The sequence below is a fragment of the Ochrobactrum sp. BTU1 genome (genome assembly GCA_018798825.1).
GTDB lineage: Bacteria > Pseudomonadota > Alphaproteobacteria > Rhizobiales > Rhizobiaceae > Brucella.
In genome coordinates this window covers 2,277,481-2,297,162 of sequence record CP076354.1, presented here as the reverse complement: position 1 = coordinate 2,297,162, position 19,682 = coordinate 2,277,481, and the positions used below count along the sequence as shown (strand labels likewise).

Genomic DNA, 19,682 nt, shown 5'->3' with positions numbered 1-19,682 from the left:
TTAAAGGCCAGAAAACGCAATGCCTGAATCAACGTGAATCAGGCTGAATCGTGCCTCAAACTCAATAAAGTCGCAGCAGAACCGGTAATGTACCGATGTCCTGAAGGTACTCAATGAATTCAAAGAACGGATAGGCCACAAAGAACACCAGACCATCTGTAAAGGTCCGATACAGTCGATGAGGCTTTACCCTGAGCTCATCATCATCGCGGAACAGTGAAAAGCTTGGAAAGAATCGCGGCACGCGTGCACAATAATCCTCGTATGGTTTGCCGAAGTTGGCCTTGAGGAACTTCTCTTCCGTGCGAATGACAGTTGAAAAAGCCAGATAGCAAAGCACACCAAAGGCCAACGCAATGATAATGCTGCCCGTCTGCGCGCCGATACCGATCGCGCCGATGCTGCTGAACACATAAAGCGGATTACGCGTCATCGAATAAGGACCGGTCTGCACGATCTCGGCACTTTTGCGACCACCGATATAAAGCGTGCACCACATGCGTCCGAGAATGGCTGCAACGATCAAGCTTATGCCGAATGATTCGATATATTCATGCAAATGCCCAATTGACCGCGAGCGCACAAAGAACAGTGCGACAACAAGAAGTCCGATAAGAAGAGCAATCGCAAGACGGCGTCTTTGCTGATATTTGCCCAGTTCGCCCAATGTTTTCATGGTTTTCTCTGAAAGTGGGGTGATTCTGGAAAAAGAAAAACCGCCCGAAGGCGGCTTTTCAAAGGCGGGAATTTACAATCAGCGCGGAGCCAGAACCATCATCATCTGGCGGCCTTCGAGCTTTGGCTCGGATTCCACCTTGGCGATTTCGACGGTATCTTCTTTCACACGCAGCAGAAGCTTCATTCCGAGCTCCTGGTGGGCCATTTCACGGCCACGGAAACGAAGTGTTACCTTGACCTTGTCGCCTTCTTCGAAGAAACGCTGTGCAGCCTTCATCTTCACTTCATAGTCATGAGTGTCGATGTTCGGTCGCATCTTGATTTCCTTGATTTCGACCGTTTTCTGCTTCTTGCGGGCTTCGGAGGCTTTTTTCTGATTCTGATACTTCAGCTTGCCGAGATCCACGATCTTGCACACAGGTGGTTCAGCGTTTGGCACGATCTCAACGAGATCGAGACCCGCTTCTTCTGCCATCGCAATGGCGTCCTGCGTCGGGATACTGCCGTGGTTATGGCCTTCGGCATCAATAAGCTGGACCCGGGGAACCCGGATATCACGGTTGGAGCGCGGTCCGTCTTTCTGGACCGGCGTCGCTCTGAACGGTCGGCGAATGGTCGTTATCTCCTGATTATTAACGTCATAGGCGGTTTAATTTCGTTGCCCGCGACGGCATTCCCCCATCAAACCCCTGTTTAACGCGGAAATGTGGTCAAGCGAGCGGTAAAGTCAATAGCATCTTTGACTGGGAAAATCACCCCCGACGAAGAAAGAAGTATTTCGGGAGTGTAAAGCGACATATCGGTCACATTCCTCAATATTTCAAGGGAGTGGCCAGTCGAAAGGTTTTCTCTGACGGGCAGAAATGGCAAATGAAAAGAATTTGATAGAGTGCCTGCCAATTCAGGAGACCAAGCATGAGCGCAGCTGAACCCGATTTTATTGATGTCGATGGCGCCAAAATCGCAGTCCGCAACCGTGCGGGACAGGTTGCTCCCGGCATTGTCTGGCTTGGTGGCTATCGCTCTGACATGCTTGGCACCAAGGCTGTTGTTCTTGATGAATGGGCTGAAAAGACAGGGCACTCCGCTCTGCGTCTTGATTATTCAGGGCATGGTGAGTCGGGCGGCGACTTCAATCAGGGCACAATCTCACGTTGGCTGAATGAAAGTCTCACGGTTTTAGACAAATATGCGGAAGGCCCGCAGATCCTCGTCGGATCATCCATGGGCGGCTGGATTGCGTTGCGCATGGCGCAGGAACTGAAGAAAGCAGGCAAGTCTCCTGCCGGGATCGTTCTGATTGCCCCGGCCCCGGACTTTACTGCCGAGCTTGTCGAACCATCGCTGACCGACAAACAGAAAAAAGATCTGATGGAACAGGGCTATTTTGAAGAGCCTTCAGAATATTCGCCGAACCCTTACATCTATACCCGCGCATTGATTGAAGACGGTCGTAACAATCTTGTGCTTAAGGGCATTATCGAGACCGGTTGTCCGGTGCATATCCTGCAAGGGATGCAGGATGTGGCTGTGCCTTACCAACATGCGCTTAAGCTCGTTGAACATCTGCCGGTTGATGATGTAACGCTGACGCTGGTTCGCGATGGCGACCATCGTCTTTCGCGCCCGCAAGACCTGGAACTGCTGATCCGCACCGTCTCGGCCCTCGCCGAACGTATATCTTTCGGAGACTAAGTCATGCGCTTTTCGGTTTTTGCGTCTTCTGCGGTTGCTGCCATTGTCGGCTTTGGCAGCACGCTGGCGCTCATTGTAGCGGCGGCCAATGTGCTGGGCGCAACGCAGGCCGAAACAGCAAGCTGGGTGACGGCAGTGTGTCTGGCTATTGCTGGTTCATCTGCATGGCTTAGTGTGCGCTACAAAATGCCGATCATCGCGGCGTGGTCCACACCCGGTCTGGCACTGATCGGCGCAAGTGTCGGTTTTACCATGCCTGAAGCCGTGGGCGCTTTCATCGTAACAGCTCTTGCGCTGATCCTCACCGGATTGGTCCGTCAGCTTTCAACGCTTGTTTCACGCATTCCGGCATCGGTTGCTTCGGGAATGCTGGCCGGAGTGTTGCTTAGCTTCGTCATTGCAGCTGCAAAATCTGTCTCGCTTGATCCGAGTTTCGTTCTGCCGCTGGTAGCGCTTTTCTTCATCATCCGCCTGTTCAATCCATCACTCGCCGTCATTGCCGTGCTCGTACTCGGCATGGCTTATGCGCTGTTGACAGGACGCATTCCGCAATTGCCTGCGCCAGAGATCTCGACACTCACGCTGATCTGGCCAGAGTTTCACATCGGCGCCATGATCGGCATCGCTCTTCCGCTTTATCTGGTGACGATGGCGTCTCAGAACCTTCCGGGCTTTGCCGTATTACGAGCATCCGGCTATGAGCCACCAACCAGCGCCGCCCTAAGGGTAACAGGGATATTCTCTCTGCTGACCGCCCCCTTTGGTGCAGGGACCAGCAATCTTGCCGCCATTTCAGCCGCCCTTTGCACCAATCCGGATGCCCATCCCGATCCGACCAAGCGCTGGATGACCGGGCCCGTTTATGCGGCATTCTATGTGGTCTTCGCTTTATTCGGCGCTTCGCTGGTGGCAATCTTTGCCGTTCTGCCTGCAACGCTGATTGCACTGGTGGCAGGCCTTGCTCTCATGGGACCGTTTATCAATGCAATGTCGCTGGCACTTAAGCATGAAGAAGAACGGCTGGCTGCTATCGTAACCTTCACTGTCACCGCCTCCGGTATTGCCTTTTTCGGCGTCGGCTCAGCCTTCTGGGCATTGATTGCAGGTCTTGGAGTGGCAACGCTTGAACATTTACGGAAAAAATTTCCGAGATAATCACATTGCTTAGCTCTCGCATGGCGGGAACAGGCCCACAACATTCTTGAAAAGCCGCAATTGGTTTACCACGTCAAATTCAAGCCGCGAGACTAAGCGAACGGCCCTCAGAGCGGCCAATTTCTGAGATACCGATATAAACCGCTCTGTCTATTTGCTTTGGCGCATTATTCCACGCAAATCCGCTTCGCACTTTTGCTGGAAATGCTTTTAAACTGACGGAGTAGACCATGACAAATTCTGCATTGATCCGCCCCGCATGGACACCAGCGACAATTGCGCTGATGGTGCTGGGCTTTGTCTTCTTCTGGCCGCTTGGCCTCGCCATGCTCGCCTATATTATCTGGGGCGACCGCCTCGGTGATTTCAAACGCCAAGTTAACGAGAAGACCGACTCAATGTTCGGCTCTTTCCGCAACTGCGGTAAAAGTGAAAGCTTCGGCTTTGGCGGCACGACAGGCAATGCCGCTTTCGATGACTGGCGCCGCGAAGAACTCGACCGTCTGGCTGAAGAACGCCGCAAGCTTGAAGAAGCCCGCGCCGACTTCGAAGCCTATGCGCAGGAACTTCGCCGTGCCCGTGACAAGGAAGAGTTCGAGCGTTTCATGAATGAGCGTCGCGCCAATGGCAAACGCACGCCAGCAAAGACCGACAGCAACGATGTCACGGATATTTGACCGCTAAATTATTGCTGTAATACCTGTAACGACGCGGGTTAGTCCCGCGTCGTTTTGCTTTGAACGTCAAAAATTTCTGGCTTTTTTCGCGAATCACTTATTTTTAAGGAATGGGCTTTTCCTTATTTCGTTCATCGAAGGCTAAACAGTCGGCGACAGTCAGAAGCGAACGCATTCATGCGGTCGCAGGGCGTGAATTGCCTTTGCGCGTGCTTGAAAACCCGCGCGCCAAACGCCTGACACTTCGGATCGAGACCGGCGGTAAGGGTCTGCGTGTTACAATTCCACCGGGTTTGCCCGACCGCGAAGTGCAGAGTTTTTTGATCCGCCATGAAGGCTGGATTGAAAGCCGCATTGCAAAATTGCCCGATCAGGCTGGCCTTCGTGTGGGTGTGAAAATACCCATTCGCGGTGTGCCGCATCTCATCACCCATCAGCCCGGACGTGGCACGGTGGATTTGCTGGAAGGCAATATTCTGCTCGTTCATGGCGACCCCGCACATCTTTCGCGGCGTGTCGCCGATTACCTCAAGCGCGAAGTCAAACGCGACATCGAGCAACTGGTTGCCCGTCATACGGCAACCGTGGGCCGCAAAGCCAAGGCGGTCCGGTTCAAGGATACCAAAAGCCGCTGGGGATCGTGTACTTCCGATGGCGTGCTTTCCTTCTCATGGCGCATCGGCATGGCCCCGCCGCCCGTCATCAACTATCTCGTCGCCCACGAAGTGGCGCATCTGATCGAGATGAACCATGGGCCGAAATTCTGGAAACTCTGCCAAGAGCTTTGCCCCGATACCGAGCGCTGCAAAGCATGGCTCAAGCGCAATGGCAGCGCATTACAGGCTATCGACTTTACATGACATCAAATATTCAAAATGCCGCCCGGGTGCTATGGGATTACCATTGCATCTATGACGAACTTCAGACCGCCGATGTCATTATCGGCTTAGGCAGTTATGATACCCGCGTCGCAAAACATGCGGCCGATCTCTACATGCAGGGCCTTGGCACCTGGCTCATGTTCACTGGCCATAGCGGTAACTGGACCAAAGGGCTCTACAAGGCATCGGAGGCCGAAGCCTTTGCGGAAATCGCAATTGCTGAAGGCGTGCCGGAAAGCGCCATCATCATCGAGCCAAAAGCGACCAATATTGGCGAAAACATCCTTTTTTCGCGCGAAAAGATGGTGCCAGGTGCCATCAGTCCGATTTTCGTCACCAAACCACAGACGCAACGCCGCGTGCGTGCAACGGTTGACCGGCAATGGCCGGAAGCCAAGGCTTTTGTCACAGCACCCGCTACATCTTTCGAGGATCAGCCGACAACGGCTCACGGATTCGAAAAGCTGGTCCGTGAAATGACAGGCGATTTGCGGCGCATTCTGGAATATCCGGCACTGGGTTTTCAGATTGCGCAGGCAGTTCCCCTTGAGGTCATGGAAGCGTATGATACCCTGATCGCACAGGGTTATGATGACGCGCCAGCCGAAACAGCGCCGGGAACGGCTTGAGTCCCGTCGCAATATGTGCGACGGAAACGCCATGGTTTTTGATATAAAAATATGCGGTCTCAAAACGCCTGAAGCAGTCGATGCTGCTCTCGATGGCGGAGCGACGCATATTGGCTTCATCTTCTTTCCAAAGAGCCCACGCCATCTTACCCCCGCTGATGCAGGGCGTCTGCGTGAAGCAGCAAAAGGCCGCGCCAAAGTGGTTGCTGTGAGCGTTGATGCGGATGACGAAACGCTTGATGAAATCGTTCGCGAATTAAAGCCTGACATGTTGCAGCTGCATGGCCATGAAACGCCTGAACGCGTGGGCTTTGTGAAGAAGCGCTATGGCCTGCCGGTGATAAAGGCTTTTGCAATTCGTGACGCGCACGATCTCGAAGTGATCGCGCCTTATAAGGGTATCGTAGATCGCTTTCTCTTTGATGCCAAACCGCCGAAAGGTTCAGACCTTCCCGGCGGCAATGGTGTATCCTTTGACTGGACATTGCTCGACGCGCTTGACGAAAGTGTCGATTACATGCTTTCCGGTGGACTGAACGCGGGCAACATTGCCGAGGCGCTGCAAAATACGCGTGCGCCGGGTATCGATGTATCGTCCGGCGTAGAGCGCGCACCTGGCGAAAAGGATGTGCGTCTTATTAGAGAATTCTTTCAGGCTGTGTCTGATGCCAGACAAATAGCCTGCACATGACGGAGTGGCAGCATTGAACAAGCCGGTTGAACCCAATTCCTATAAGACAGGCCCGGATGAAGAAGGCATGTTCGGCATTTTTGGCGGACGCTTTGTCGCCGAAACGCTAATGCCGCTGATCCTCGAATTGCAGGAAGCCTATGATACGGCAAAGAGCGATCCTGAATTTCAGGCCGAGCTTTCCGATCTTTCGACCTATTATGCCGGTCGCCCTTCCAAGCTTTATTATGCTGAAGGCCTGACCAAACATTTGGGCGGCGCGAAGATTTACTTCAAGCGCGAAGACCTGAACCATACCGGCAGCCACAAGATCAACAATTGCCTCGGCCAGATCCTGCTTGCCAAGCGCATGGGCAAGACCCGCATCATCGCTGAAACCGGCGCTGGTCAGCACGGTGTTGCATCGGCAACCGTTGCAGCCCGCTTCGGCCTGCCTTGCGTGGTCTATATGGGTGCCACCGACGTTGAACGTCAGAAGCCAAACGTCTTCCGCATGAAACTGCTGGGTGCCGAAGTAAAGCCTGTCACGGCTGGCAACGGCACGCTCAAAGACGCCATGAACGAAGCACTTCGCGACTGGGTCACTAATGTTGAAGACACCTATTACCTGATTGGCACCGCTGCTGGTCCGCATCCTTATCCGGAACTCGTGCGCGATTTTCAGTCGGTGATTGGCGTGGAAGCGCGTAAGCAGATTCTTGAACAGGAAGGCCGTTTGCCGGATGTGATCGTTGCTGCCGTCGGCGGCGGATCGAACGCAATTGGCCTGTTCCATCCGTTCCTTGACGACGCATCGGTCAAGATCGTCGGTGTTGAAGCTGGCGGTCGCGGTCTTGATGGCGTTGAGCATTGTGCCTCGATGAGTGCAGGCAGCCCCGGCGTTCTGCATGGCAACCGCACCTATCTGCTGCAGAACGAAGATGGCCAGATTCTCGAAGGCCATTCAGTTTCCGCAGGTCTCGACTATCCGGGCGTTGGTCCTGAGCATTCATGGCTCAAAGACAGCGGCCGCGTTGACTATGTGCCGATCCTCGACGACGAAGCGCTTGAAGCTTTCCAGCTTTGCACCCGCGTTGAAGGTATTATTCCAGCGCTTGAATCCGCTCATGCGATTGCGCAAGCCGTGAAGATGGCACCAAGCATGGGCAAGGATCAGGTGATGATCGTCAATCTGTCCGGTCGCGGCGACAAGGACGTTCACACGGTCGGGCAGCTGCTCGGCATGGAAATGTGAGGATTGCATGAGCCACGCTGTTGTCGACACAAATGCTTACAGACCGCGGGCCGCATGGTTCGACGGACTGACGGAGTGTGGTTCGGCAACAATCAAGCTCAGCATCATTGAAGCCGATCCTTCCAATCCGCTTGCAGAAGCGGCTCGTGGTATCGCCCGCAGACAGATCGCATCGGTTGCAGAAAAGCTTGAGCATACGCCGCATCTCGGCGCTGGTTTTGCTATTCTGCATCAGGGTGAAGAAAGCCTGTGGCTTCTTCTGCACTGGTGGCTGGAAGGTGGCATCGCAACACAGATTCTCTGGCAGTCCGAACTCGGCGACGAGATTGACTTCATGCCCGCACAGCCTTTGTTGATGGCCTGCGTATGGGAACTGGGGATCATCGACTTTGAACGGCGCGCCTGGATGGAGACGGTTATGTCCGGTCAATCCACCGCCGATTATCTTACGCGCATTTTGCCACGGGGCACGGTATGACCACACGCATCGACACCAAATTTGCAGCGCTCAAGTCCGAAGGACGTCCAGCACTGGTCACTTATTTCATGGGCGGCGACCCGGATTATGCGACATCGCTTGCCGTCATGAAGGCTTTGCCGAAAGCAGGCTCGGATGTGATTGAGCTTGGTATGCCTTTCTCCGATCCGATGGCCGACGGCCCTGCGATTGAAGCTGCTGGCCTGCGTTCACTTGCAGCCGGGCAGACACTGAAGAAGACCCTGCAGCTGGCAGCCGATTTCCGCAAAGAGGACGACACAACGCCAATCGTCCTGATGGGTTATTACAACCCGATTTACATCTATGGCGTCGAGCGTTTCCTTGCTGATGCCAAGACGTCCGGCGTTGATGGTTTTATCATTGTCGATCTGCCGTCCGAAATGGACAAGGAACTGTGCATTCCGGCCACTGAGGCTGGCCTCAACTTCATCCGCCTGACCACGCCAACCACTGACGACAAGCGTCTTCCAAAGGTACTGACCAACTCGTCGGGTTTCGTCTATTACGTCTCGATGAACGGCATCACCGGCTCGGCAATTGCCGATACGGCGCGAGTTGCGGATGCTGTGCGCCACATCAAGAAGAGCACCGATCTGCCGATCTGTGTGGGCTTTGGTGTAAAGACGCCTGAACAGGCTGCAGCCATTGCTGAGGCTGCTGACGGCGTTGTTGTCGGCACCGCTATCGTCAAAGCAGTCGCGGGCGAACTCGATGAAAATGGCAAGGTGAAGGGTGATCCGGCAGCTGCTGTCACCAAACTTGTCAGTGCATTGGCAGCAAGTGTTCGCGCAACACGCCTTGAAGCTGCCCAATAAATCGTCCATTTAAGAAGTTAGAGCATGTCCCCCAAAAGTGGGAACCGGTTTTCCGGCGACGACATGCGTTAAGATAACGAGTTAAAGAGCGTCGTGTGAATTCGATAAACGCGACGAGCTTTAGAGTTTTTTGAAGAACAAGAAACGGAACCAAACGTCATGAACTGGATCACCAACTACGTTCGTCCGAAGATCAATTCGATGCTCGGACGTCGCGAGATGCCGGAAAACCTTTGGATCAAAGATCCATCGACCGGTGAAATGGTGTTTCATAAAGACCTTGAGAGCAATCAGTTCGTGATCCCCGGCTCGGGCCATCACATGCGCATCAAGGGCAAGGACCGTCTGCGTTTCTTCTTCGACAATGGCGAATACACGACGCTGGAAAGCCCGAAGGTTCCAACCGATCCGCTCAAATTCCGCGACGAAAAGAAGTATATTGATCGCCTCAAGGACTATCGGTCGCGCACCGGTATGGAAGATGCGATCATCAATGGTCTTGGCACGATTGAAGGTCTGCCGATTGTCGCGACCGTTCAGGATTTCGGCTTCATGGGCGGCTCGCTCGGCATGGGTGCTGGCGAAGCCATCATTCAGGGCTTTGAAAAGGCCATTGAGCTAAAGCGTCCACTGGTTCTTTTTGCAGCTTCGGGCGGCGCCCGTATGCAGGAAGGCATTCTGTCGCTCATGCAGCTGCCACGCACCACTGTTGCCGTGGAAATGCTCAAAGAAGCTGGCCTGCCTTACATTGTCGTTCTTACCAACCCAACAACGGGTGGTGTGACCGCTTCCTACGCAATGCTCGGTGATATTCACATTGCAGAGCCGGGCGCACTGATCGGCTTCGCCGGTCCTCGCGTGATCGAACAGACCATTCGCGAAAAGCTGCCTGAAGGCTTCCAGAGCGCTGAATATCTGATGGAACATGGCATGGTCGACATGGTCGTCTCGCGCCTTGAGCTGAAGTCAACCATTGCACGTCTGCTCAAAATCATGACCAGACAGCCCGCCAATACCGATGCTCCGGTAGCAGCACCTTCACCAAAGAAGCCAGAAGCTGACAGCAAGGCGGCGTAATCGTGACAGGAAAAGCGGATGCCGTTATTGAACGGCTGATGCAATTGCATCCAAAAGGTTTTGATCTTTCCTTAGACCGCATCCGCGGTCTTCTGGAAAAGCTCGGCAATCCGCACCTCAACCTGCCGCCTGTGATCCATATTGCCGGAACCAATGGCAAAGGATCGGCAAGTGCTTTCTGCCGCGCGCTTTTGGAAGCGAGCGGCTTGGGCGTTCACGTTCATACCTCTCCGCATCTTGTGAACTGGCATGAACGCTATCGCCTCGCCTCCAAGAATGGCGGCAAGTTTGTTTCCGACGATGTTCTGGCTGATGCCATTGAACGCGTGGAACAGGCCAATGACGGCAAACACATCACGGTTTTCGAGGTCCTGACCGCCGTAGCCTTTGTGCTGTTTTCCGAGCATCCGGCTGATGTCGTCATCATGGAAGTGGGTCTTGGCGGACGCCTTGATGCGACCAACGTCATTGCCGAACCAGCCGTATCCCTCATCATGCCGATCTCTGTTGATCATCAGGCATTTCTGGGCGACCGTGTTGAGCTGATTGCCGTTGAAAAAGCTGGCATCATCAAACAGGATTGCCCGGTCGTCATCGGCTTCCAGCCCTTTGACGCGGCGCGCGAAGTGCTGATCTCAACCGCCGATCGCCTGGATTGCCCTCTGTCGATCTATGGACAGGATTTCTTCGCATTCGAGGAACATGGCCGCATGGTCTTCCAGAATGAAGATGGGCTGATCGATCTGCCATTGCCGCGTCTGCCGGGTCGTCACCAGCTCGCCAATGCTGCCGCTGCCATTGAAGCCGTGCAGATGGCTGGTTTCACCATTACCGACAAGGCCGCTGAAAAGGCCATGATGGTCGTGGACTGGCCTGCGCGGATGCAGCGCCTCACCCATGGCAAGCTTTTCGATCTCGCGCCTGCTGCATCGGAAATCTGGCTTGATGGCGGACATAATCCCGGCGCAGGCGTTGTCATTGCAGAAGCCTTTGGCGATCTCGAGGAACGCTCTACACGACCGTTGTTTCTCATCACCGGCATGATCAACACAAAGGACCCTGTCGGCTATTTTGAGGCCTTTACGGGCATGGCACGCCATGTCTTTACCGTGCCGATCCCATCAAGTGATGCGGGTATCCCGAATAATGAGCTGGCGATCAGTGCACAGAAGGCCGGGCTTTCGGCTGAGCCTGTTCATTCGGTCGAGAACGCACTCAAGATTTTGCATGACAGCTGGCTCGATGATGAAGCGCCGCCACGCATTCTGATCGGTGGCTCACTTTATCTTGCGGGCGAAGTTCTCCGCGACAATGGAACACCGCCCGTTTGAGGCGGTGTTTTCTTATCACGGCATGAATGCGCTCTACAGCATAATTCCTTAAACTTGAATCAGTTTAAGGTAAAATTATGCTGTAAATATAGAGTGTTAGAGCGACCTTTATGCGCCCAGGAGGGCGCACGGCGCTCTAGAGCATTTCCTGTTTTGATTGAGTGATTGGAAATGCTCTATCCGTTTATTTTTACGCGCATCTTTTTTCGAAAACCGCTTCGCACTTTTCGAGATGCGCTCTAACGATTGTTTTCGTTTTTCCAGCCCTCAAATTTCTTAGCCCACTCATCCTTGGTGCAAGGATAGAGGCCGATAATTGCCGCGCCGTTGTTCACTTCTTCCAGAACGAAATCTTCAAAGACTTCCATGCCAACGCATTCATCGGCAATTTCATCGCAAAGATGCGCCGGAATTACCATGACACCGTCAGCATCGCCCACCAGCACATCACCCGGAAATACCGCAGCATCTCCGCAGGAAATCGGAACATTGATGTCGATAGCTTCATGTAGTGTGAGGTTTGTCGGGGCCGATGCTTTGGCGCAGTAAGCGGGCATATCAAGTTCACCAATGCCCGTCACATCACGAAAACCGCCATCCGAGACAATCCCTGCAGCGCCCCGCAAAGCAAGGCGCGTCACCAGAATGGAACCTGCGGTCGCAGCACGCGCATCCTTGCGCGCATCCATCACCAGAACATAGCCCGGAGGACAGGTTTCGATGGCCACACGCTGCTTGTGATCGGGATTACGGAAAACAGTGATCGGATTGCGGTCTTCGCGCGCTGGAATATAGCGCAGCGTAAAAGCCTGACCGACCATGTTTTCCGGTTTACGTGCGACCTGAAACGAGCCCTGAATGAACTGGTTGCGCAGTCCGCGCTTATAGAGAGCGGTGGCAACAGATGCAGTTGAAACCTTCTTCAATTTTGCGCGTGTTTCGTCGGTGAGAATATAGTCTGACATCGGTCTGCCTCTTAATAAATGACCGGCTCGTCAACCGGACGACCAAAATCGGTTTTCAGGAAATCAAAATCGCAGCCCTTGTCGGCCTGCTCGACATGCTTGGAAAAGACGAAGCCATAGCCACGCTCATATTTGGGTTCCGGCGTTTCCCAAGCTGCACGGCGGGCAGCCAGTTCATCTTCAGAAACAAGCATGTTGAGACTGCGCGCCGAAATATCGAGCTCGACCATATCGCCGGTTTTCAGCAAGGCCAGCGGTCCACCGATAAAGGATTCTGGTGCCACATGCAGCACACAGGCACCGAAGCTTGTCCCTGACATACGCGCGTCTGAAATTCGCACCATATCCCTGAGACCAAGCTTCAGCAGAGCTTTCGGCATCGGGATCATGCCCCATTCGGGCATTCCGGGCCCGCCCTGCGGACCGGCATTACGCAGCACAAGAACCGTGTCCGGCGTCAGCGGATAATCAGGATCATCGATAATTTTCTTCAGCTCAGGATAGCTGTCTGCGACCAGCGCGGGGCCTGTATGCCGATGAAATTTGGGATCGCAGGCAGCGGGCTTGATCACTGCGCCATCCGGGCAGAGATTGCCCTTCAAGACGGCCAGTGACCCTTCATGGTACACCGGATTGGACAACGGCCTGATAACATCCTCATTATAGATCTGCGCTTTTTCCAGCCCCTCGGTCAGCGGTTTTCCGGTAATGGTAATGGCTGAAGGATCGAGCTTGTCGCCGAGCTGACGCATCAGCGCGCGAATGCCACCGGCATAATAAAAATCCTCCATCAGATAGGTGGAACCGGAGGGGCGGATATTGGCGATGACAGGTGTTGTTCGTCCGATACGATCAAGGTCATCCAGTTCAAGCGGAACGCCTGCACGTCGCGCCATCGCAATCAGATGAATGATTGCATTGGTGGAACAACCGGTCGCCATTGCAACAATAACCGAATTCTTCACCGCTGCCGGTGTGATAATCTGGTCTGGCGTCAGATCGTCCCATACCATCTCGACAATGCGGCGACCGCATTGCGTCGACATGCGCTGATGATTGGCATCAGCCGCAGGAATTGATGATGAACCAGGCAGCGACAGCCCCATGGCTTCTGCAATCACTGTCATGGTGGATGCCGTACCCATCGTCATGCAATGGCCGTAGCTGCGGGCAATGCCACCTTCAATGCCCTGCCATTCTTCCTTACCAATGGTGCCTGCGCGACGTTCATCCCAGAACTTGAACATATCCGTGCCAGATCCAAGCGTCTTTCCAGCATAGTTGCCACGAAGCATGGGGCCTGCAGGCAGGAAGATGAAGGGATAGCCAGCACTGGTGGCGCCCATAATGAGTGCCGGTGTGGTCTTGTCACAGCCGCCCATCAGGACAGCACCATCAACCGGATGAGAACGCAAAAGCTCTTCCGTCTCCATCGCCAGCATGTTGCGGTAGAGCATGGTTGTTGGCTTCACATAGCTTTCAGAAAGCGACAATGCGGGAAGCTCAAGCGGAAAACCGCCTGCTTGCAGAATGCCGCGCTTCACCCACTCAACACGATCCTTGAAATGCGCATGACAAGGTTGTGCATCCGACCAGGTATTGATGATTGCGATGATTGGTTTGCCCTCCCAATCCACCGGATCATACCCCATCTGCATGGTTCTTGAACGATGGCCGGAAGAACGCTGATCATCTGGCAACATCCAGCGCGCAGAACGCAGATCTTCATATGCTTTTCTGGTCATTTCAGGGCCTTCCCGGTATTTGAGCTGCGCAAATTTCTGCAAATGCCAGGTGCATTGTCTGGCAAAAGATGAGCGGAGAACAGGAGAGCACCCGTCAGCGCTTCTCCAGGATTGAGAACTGTCATGGCTGCATCCTCACCAAGCGCTGGCCTATTGATAACATCCGGCAGGTGACTTACCGGTTCAGCGCAAAAGACTGCGCGATCCTGTGGATTGAAAACATGGAGATGCCGCAACGCGCCCTCGCCTTTAAGCCGGAGGCCAGTTGATGTTTCCGGCCAGCGTATTGTCGCCTCACGGTTCCAGCCTGTGAAACAGCAATTCACCAGCGACAATTTTGACAGAGCAATTGTGTTTCCCGGAGTAAACCAGTCGATAGCTTCGGGGATACCTTGTGGTAATCCGCGTGTATCAAGCTGTGGTGCGCCATTGGATTGAAATTCAAGCGTTGCCTTGTTGGTTTTAGAAAACCACGGATGCAAGCCAATGCCGAATGGCAGAGCGCTGTCGCCTTCATTCTGGATACTCAGCGATATGCGAAAGCCATCAGGCGCAATATCGATGATTTGATCCAGCCTGTATGAGTAGGGATGGTCGTCACTGTGAACCTCATCCCGCACATGCACCCGATTGTCGCTGGTCTCCACCACCTTCCAGCTATGCATCCTCGAAAAGCCATGAATAGCCATGCCTTCCTGTGGCGCATTGATCCGCAGCTGAACAGTTTTTCCTTCAAAAGCGAACCGCCCACCATCTATACGATTGGCAAAAGGTGCCATCACGAAACACCCCGCTTTCAGGCCCGCTTCGGGTGTTGCGAGTGGCTCAAGTAATTCTACCCATGAGCCATCCGGGTGGTGCCACTCTGCCTCAAGCAAAGCTGCACCATATTGGGGGGCAAGCCTCAAACGATAATTATAAGCGTTGAGTTCAACAACCATGGGCACCACAGCTTCATTCCTCACGCGAGTAGTCATGGGCGGTGAATGTTCCGCCCTGAAATCTGCGTGATACAGCATCGCCGGTTTCTGCCAGATCGCCGTAGCGGGAAGCATCATCCTGCGGAACATAACCAATCAGCGCTGCATCATCCTTCTCCCACCAGCGCGCGGCATTGGCGGAAACGCCCCAGACGATTGCAACGTCTGTTTTTGGGGCTTCAACAGCTGCTATCAGCAGCCGAACCAGATCATCATGCGAAAGCCATGTCGATAGATGCCGCGCTTCTGTTGGCTCGGGCACGCAGGAACCGATACGCAGATGCACGCTTTCAATACCGTGCTTGTCAAACATCATGCGCCCGAGCAGTTCACCATAGGCCTTGGAAAGCCCGTAATAGCCGTCGGGTCTATATGATTCATCCGCGCCAAGCGCCTTGTCGCGAGGATAAAAGCCGATCGTATGGTTGGAGCTAGCGAAAATGACGCGCTGCTTTTCAGCCCTTGCCGCTTCAAAAACATGCGTAACACCAAGTAGATTGGCTTTGGCAACCGCATCATAGGGCTGCTCCACACTGATGCCACCAAAGTGCAAAATCGCATCCGTACCGCGCACAAGCTCGGTAATGGCACCGGCATCCATCAGATCGGCCTGAATGAACTCGGCATTCTCCGGCATAACATCGGGAAACGGTGCGATATCGGACAAGCGCAGCCAATAGCCTGCCTGTGTCAGTCTTTTAGCCAGCATACGCCCCAGATTGCCTGACGCGCCGGTGAGAAGCAGACGTTTCATCCGTTCAGACTCCCTTCATTCTGGCAATTTTCGCACCCGCAACAGGCGCCTGCATGAGGTGAATACCACCTGATTGCGGTGCAGCTTCCAATGTTTCAGATGCTCCTAGGCGATGAGACGTGACGGCAAGAAGCGTAAGATCCGGGCCGCAAAAACATGGCATTGTCGGTGCAGGAACAGGAGCCGCTATGCGATCGAGCAGCTTTCCATTGCGATCAAAGCGGTTGAGGACACCGGCAGAAACTCCGGCACTCCAGTAATGGCCATCACTATCGCAGGCACCACCATCAGGACGTCCCGTCTCTTCATCGAGATCAGCAATGCGGGTGGGATTGCTTATCGATCCGGTTTCGACGTCAAAATCATAGCGATCAATCCATGGCCCACGGGAATCTGTGTGGAACATCGTTGCAGCATCGGCAGTCCATGCAAGACCGTTGGAAATCTCAAAGCCTTCCGCCTTGATTTCGGCTTTGCCATCAGCAGTCACACGATAGAGTTTTGAAATGGCTTCACGCTGTGGACGCGCATCCATGCTCCCGATCCAGAAGGCTCCGTCCGGTCCAATCTTGCCGTCATTCAGGCGCGATGTTTCCGGTTCGTCATAACCATCCCAAAGAGTCTGGCGTTCCAATGTTTCGGGATCAAACAGGATAATCTCGCGCGCAAGCGAAACGACCAGTCGGCCGCTTTCCGCAAGCCCGAGACAAGGAACTGCAGTCTCGAAAGACCATTCGCGCAGAGGCCCTTTATCGAAATCAATCTCATAAACTTTCTGCCCGTTGATATCGCATGCAAACAGCGTTTTACGTCTGTCATCCCAGACAGGGCTTTCAGTGAGTTGTCCGCGCAGATCGGCTATGCAGCGAAAATGGGCCATTACACAGTCCCCGTTTTACGACGGACGACATCGGGGTTATCAAGAACAAAGTCAGAGAGTTTGAGTCCCAGACCGGCACCTTCAAACGGATAGATCACACCCTTTTCGATGCGTGGCATCACAGTCACCAGATCGCGATACCATGAGGTGTAATAGGCGCGCACAGATTCCTGAAAAATCGCATTGGGCGCATTGAGAGAAAGATGGATCGAGGCTGCGAAAACCACCGGACCAGTACAATCATGCGGCGCTATGGGGCGCTGGAACGCCTCGGCCATGGTTGCAATCTTCTTTGCTTCGGAAAGCCCGCCGCACCATGAAATGTCAAGCATCACATAATCGGATGCGTCGGCACGCAGCACATCGAGAAACTGCGCACGAGTTGCCATAGTTTCACTGGCGCAGACGGGAATGCCGGATTGACGCGCATAAACGGCCAGCGCCTGCGGGTTCATCATCTTGATAGGATCTTCCGACCAGAAGGGCCTGAAGGCTTTGAGTTCACGCGCAATCGTCAGTGCCGATGTCAGATCCCACATCGAATGAAACTCGACCATGATTTCCATCTGATCGCCCACCGCATCGCGAATCTGGCGAAATGGAACCAGCGCCTTGTCGAGATCGGTGGCGTGAATGTAATTGCCGCCACTGCTCACCGCGAAGGGGTCGAACGGCCAGATTTTCATGGCCGTAATACCTTCCGACAACAGGCTTTGCGCAAGCGCTCCGGCATCACGATGAAACGCCAGCTGATCTTCGTAAGGGCCTTCCTTTGCGTCATCCTGATCGCCGATATAACGACGGGCGCCGCTCTTGTTATAGGTATAGCCCGCACAGGTATTATAGGTACGGATAGAGGGACGAGAGAGACCACCAAGCAACTGATGGATCGGCTGATTGGTCAGTTGCCCGAAAATATCCCAAAGCGCGATATCAATGGCCGAAGCCGCACGTATCTCCACACCCGAAGAACGGAAGCCGACATAAGGCTCTAGCAACAATTTTGAAATGCGATCAATTTCCAGAGGGTTCTGGCCCACCAATTGCGGAGCGATGTCGCTGTGAATATAGGCAGCAACCGCATTGGCCCCGCGGAACGTTTCGCCCAGGCCGATGATCCCCTCATCGGTATGGACCTGCACCCACAAAATATTGTTGAGGTGCGGCAGTTGTACGGTTTCAATGGCCGTAATTTTCATCATGCACTCCGAATAATTCTGGCCTAAAAGCCTTTGGCCCTATCAATGCGCAGACGGCTGGCGGCTGCGCGCTACAATCTGTGTTGGGTTGACAAAGCGCAGTGCCAGCAGAAGCCAGACTAGTGATGTCACCATGTAGATGACGGCCATTGCATCAATGGACTGAACCGAGCGGACACCTGCCGCAAAGACGGAATAATAAAGCGCGACCACCAGCGTCTGCGATGTCGGGCCAGCCGTCAGGAAGGTCAGTTCGAACATGGCAACCGTGCGCACCAGCACCAGCAGCATGGCTGCAAGAATGCCCGGGGTGAGCATTGGCAGCAAAACATGCAGAAACAGTTTGAAGGTGCCCGCACCAAAGACCCGCGCTGCTGCTTCAACCTTGGGATCGATCTGTTCGATAAACGGCACCATCACAAGGATGACAAAGGGGACCGTCGGCACAAGATTAGCCAGAACCACACCCCAGAAAGTTCCACCAACGCCAAACTTGTAGAGCACTGTCGCGAGCGGAATGCCAAATGTAATGGGCGGAACCAGAAGCGGCAGAAGGAAAATCAGCAGAACGATTTTCTTGCCCGGAAAATCCCGACGCGCCATGGCGTAAGCTGCTGTCACCCCGAGAAATCCGGAAAGGATGACGACGGCAAACACGACCTGGAAAGTAACCAGCAGCACCTGATCAAGCTGGAATTCGGCCCATGCGGCGGCATACCAGCGTGTTGTGAGCGCATCGGGCAGCCATGTGCCAAGCCAGCGTGTGCCAAAACTCGAGACGACAACCGCGGCAATGACAGCCAGTACATTGAGAACGAAGAAGCCCGTTACAAGCCAGACAACCGTAATCCAGAGCTTTGAAAGGACAGATGTATCGCGGATCATGGTCTATCCTTTCCCGCCAGCGGTCGAACCGCGATAGAAGAACGAACGAAGGCCGAGCAAAGCACCCACCACAAGCAGCTGTACGGCGGCCATGATCATGGCGATGGATGATGCCATGGAGTCATCATATTGCTCGAAAGCTGCCTGCGCCGCGGCAATGGAAATCACACGCGTGGGGCCGGATGGTGCCCCCAGAAGGACAGCGGAAGGAAATACCGCAAAAGCCTGCACGAATGTCAGACATGCGGCCACCACAAGCCCCGGCACCAGAAGCGGTAACATGACATGGCGGAAGCGCTGCCAGCTGTTTGCTCCATGCGTTGCTGCCGCACGTTCCAGAGCCGGATCGATGCCGGAAATATAGGAAAGCGTCAGCAGGAAAGTGAATGGAAACACGGTAATCACGAGCGATGCAAAGACACCCCAGTAATTATTGGTGAGCTTCAACGGATTATCGATCAGGCCAAAGGCAATCAGACTGCGGCTGAACCAGCCCTGCGGTCCGAGATAATTCAAAAGCCCTTCGGCAATCAGAACCGTTCCCAGAGTGACTGGCAGAACCAGGATTGTCGTCAGAAGACGTTGCCGCGGCATCAGCCGCACGCGCATGGCAATTGGAACGGCAAACAGGACACTGATAAGCGTCACCGGAATAGCCAGCCAGAGTGTCGCGCCTATGGTTTTATAGAGATAGGGATCAGAGAAGAACTTGCGATAATTAGCCAGTGCTCCGCCGCCATCAAGCGGGTTGAAAGACAGGACGAGGCCATAGAGAAACGGGTAAATGAAAACGCCGATAATGAAGAGCAGCGCCGGCAGAATGAGCAGTGTCACCCCATCGAAACCGCGATTGGCGAGCCTTTGACGCAGGCCGGGGCTCAAAGCCTGTTCGGAAAATCGTTCTTCCGCCAT

At 54.1% G+C, this 19,682-nt stretch carries 21 protein-coding genes; 11 read left to right on the top strand and 10 right to left on the bottom strand.

What is annotated here, in order from left to right; genetic code table 11:
* Positions 1–61: 61 nt before the first annotated feature.
* Together KMS41_11090 and infC are read right to left on the bottom strand one after the other, a co-directional pair.
* The gene (locus KMS41_11090) at positions 62–676 is read right to left on the bottom strand and encodes an isoprenylcysteine carboxylmethyltransferase family protein (protein ID QWK77605.1); all 615 of its coding nucleotides are present in this window, start codon (positions 674–676) and stop codon (positions 62–64) included.
* Positions 677–754: 78 nt separating this feature from the next.
* Positions 755–1,291, bottom strand: coding sequence for a translation initiation factor IF-3 (gene infC / locus KMS41_11085; GenBank protein QWK78856.1), 537 nt, complete (start codon positions 1,289–1,291; stop codon positions 755–757).
* A 302-nt stretch (positions 1,292–1,593) separates the two neighbouring features.
* Between infC and KMS41_11080 the strand changes: the two genes are divergently transcribed.
* The 11 genes from KMS41_11080 (at position 1,594) to KMS41_11030 (ending at position 11,362) form a co-directional block, all read left to right on the top strand.
* The gene (locus KMS41_11080; protein ID QWK77604.1) at positions 1,594–2,373 is read left to right on the top strand and encodes an alpha/beta hydrolase; all 780 of its coding nucleotides are present in this window, start codon (positions 1,594–1,596) and stop codon (positions 2,371–2,373) included.
* Positions 2,374–2,376: 3 nt separating this feature from the next.
* Entirely contained in the window at positions 2,377–3,528 is a 1,152-nt protein-coding gene (locus tag KMS41_11075; protein ID QWK77603.1) for a benzoate/H(+) symporter BenE family transporter, read from the top strand.
* A gap of 230 nt (positions 3,529–3,758) precedes the next feature.
* Positions 3,759–4,205: a DUF2852 domain-containing protein gene (locus KMS41_11070; protein QWK77602.1), complete on the top strand. Its 447-nt coding sequence runs from the start codon at positions 3,759–3,761 to the stop codon at positions 4,203–4,205.
* 110 nt (positions 4,206–4,315) lie between these two features.
* Positions 4,316–5,065, top strand: a complete 750-nt coding sequence (locus tag KMS41_11065) for a M48 family metallopeptidase (GenBank protein QWK77601.1) — start codon at positions 4,316–4,318, stop codon at positions 5,063–5,065.
* A complete protein-coding gene (locus KMS41_11060) occupies positions 5,062–5,715 on the top strand; it encodes a YdcF family protein (GenBank protein QWK77600.1) in 654 nt (217 codons plus the stop codon). Before KMS41_11065 ends, KMS41_11060 begins: the two co-directional genes overlap by 4 nt.
* A 31-nt stretch (positions 5,716–5,746) precedes the next feature.
* Positions 5,747–6,406 carry a phosphoribosylanthranilate isomerase gene (locus KMS41_11055; protein QWK77599.1) on the top strand — a complete coding sequence of 220 codons (660 nt, stop codon included), beginning with the start codon at positions 5,747–5,749 and terminating at the stop codon, positions 6,404–6,406.
* Between the two features lie 13 nt (positions 6,407–6,419).
* On the top strand, positions 6,420–7,640 hold the full coding sequence (trpB, locus tag KMS41_11050; GenBank protein QWK77598.1) for a tryptophan synthase subunit beta: 1,221 nt from the start codon (positions 6,420–6,422) through the stop codon (positions 7,638–7,640).
* Positions 7,641–7,647: 7 nt separating this feature from the next.
* Entirely contained in the window at positions 7,648–8,118 is a 471-nt protein-coding gene (locus KMS41_11045) for a hypothetical protein (GenBank protein ID QWK77597.1), read from the top strand.
* Entirely contained in the window at positions 8,115–8,954 is an 840-nt protein-coding gene (gene trpA / locus KMS41_11040; GenBank protein QWK77596.1) for a tryptophan synthase subunit alpha, read from the top strand. Before KMS41_11045 ends, trpA begins: the two co-directional genes overlap by 4 nt.
* 159 nt (positions 8,955–9,113) lie before the next feature.
* Positions 9,114–10,031 carry an acetyl-CoA carboxylase, carboxyltransferase subunit beta gene (gene accD, locus KMS41_11035; protein ID QWK77595.1) on the top strand — a complete coding sequence of 306 codons (918 nt, stop codon included), beginning with the start codon at positions 9,114–9,116 and terminating at the stop codon, positions 10,029–10,031.
* A gap of 38 nt (positions 10,032–10,069) precedes the next feature.
* A complete protein-coding gene (locus tag KMS41_11030; protein QWK78855.1) occupies positions 10,070–11,362 on the top strand; it encodes a bifunctional folylpolyglutamate synthase/dihydrofolate synthase in 1,293 nt (430 codons plus the stop codon).
* Positions 11,363–11,601: 239 nt separating this feature from the next.
* Here the strand turns inward: KMS41_11030 and KMS41_11025 are convergent, their stop codons facing one another.
* From KMS41_11025 to KMS41_10990, 8 genes are read right to left on the bottom strand one after another with little or no spacing between them, the layout of a single operon-like run.
* Positions 11,602–12,327 (bottom strand): ribonuclease activity regulator RraA, encoded by a 726-nt coding sequence (locus tag KMS41_11025; protein QWK77594.1) that lies wholly within the window; start codon positions 12,325–12,327, stop codon positions 11,602–11,604.
* An 11-nt stretch (positions 12,328–12,338) separates the two neighbouring features.
* Entirely contained in the window at positions 12,339–14,072 is a 1,734-nt protein-coding gene (locus tag KMS41_11020; GenBank protein QWK77593.1) for a dihydroxy-acid dehydratase, read from the bottom strand.
* A complete protein-coding gene (locus KMS41_11015; protein ID QWK77592.1) occupies positions 14,069–15,049 on the bottom strand; it encodes a hypothetical protein in 981 nt (326 codons plus the stop codon). The genes KMS41_11020 and KMS41_11015 overlap by 4 nt, the downstream gene beginning before the upstream one ends.
* Positions 15,027–15,806: an NAD(P)-dependent oxidoreductase gene (locus KMS41_11010; GenBank protein ID QWK77591.1), complete on the bottom strand. Its 780-nt coding sequence runs from the start codon at positions 15,804–15,806 to the stop codon at positions 15,027–15,029. The genes KMS41_11015 and KMS41_11010 overlap by 23 nt, the downstream gene beginning before the upstream one ends.
* A 4-nt stretch (positions 15,807–15,810) precedes the next feature.
* Positions 15,811–16,686, bottom strand: coding sequence for an SMP-30/gluconolactonase/LRE family protein (locus tag KMS41_11005; protein QWK77590.1), 876 nt, complete (start codon positions 16,684–16,686; stop codon positions 15,811–15,813).
* Positions 16,686–17,885, bottom strand: coding sequence for a mandelate racemase/muconate lactonizing enzyme family protein (locus KMS41_11000; GenBank protein ID QWK78854.1), 1,200 nt, complete (start codon positions 17,883–17,885; stop codon positions 16,686–16,688). The genes KMS41_11005 and KMS41_11000 overlap by 1 nt, the downstream gene beginning before the upstream one ends.
* Before the next feature lie 42 nt (positions 17,886–17,927).
* Positions 17,928–18,770, bottom strand: a complete 843-nt coding sequence (locus tag KMS41_10995) for an ABC transporter permease subunit (GenBank protein QWK77589.1) — start codon at positions 18,768–18,770, stop codon at positions 17,928–17,930.
* Between the two features lie 3 nt (positions 18,771–18,773).
* Positions 18,774–19,682: a sugar ABC transporter permease gene (locus tag KMS41_10990; protein ID QWK77588.1), complete on the bottom strand. Its 909-nt coding sequence runs from the start codon at positions 19,680–19,682 to the stop codon at positions 18,774–18,776.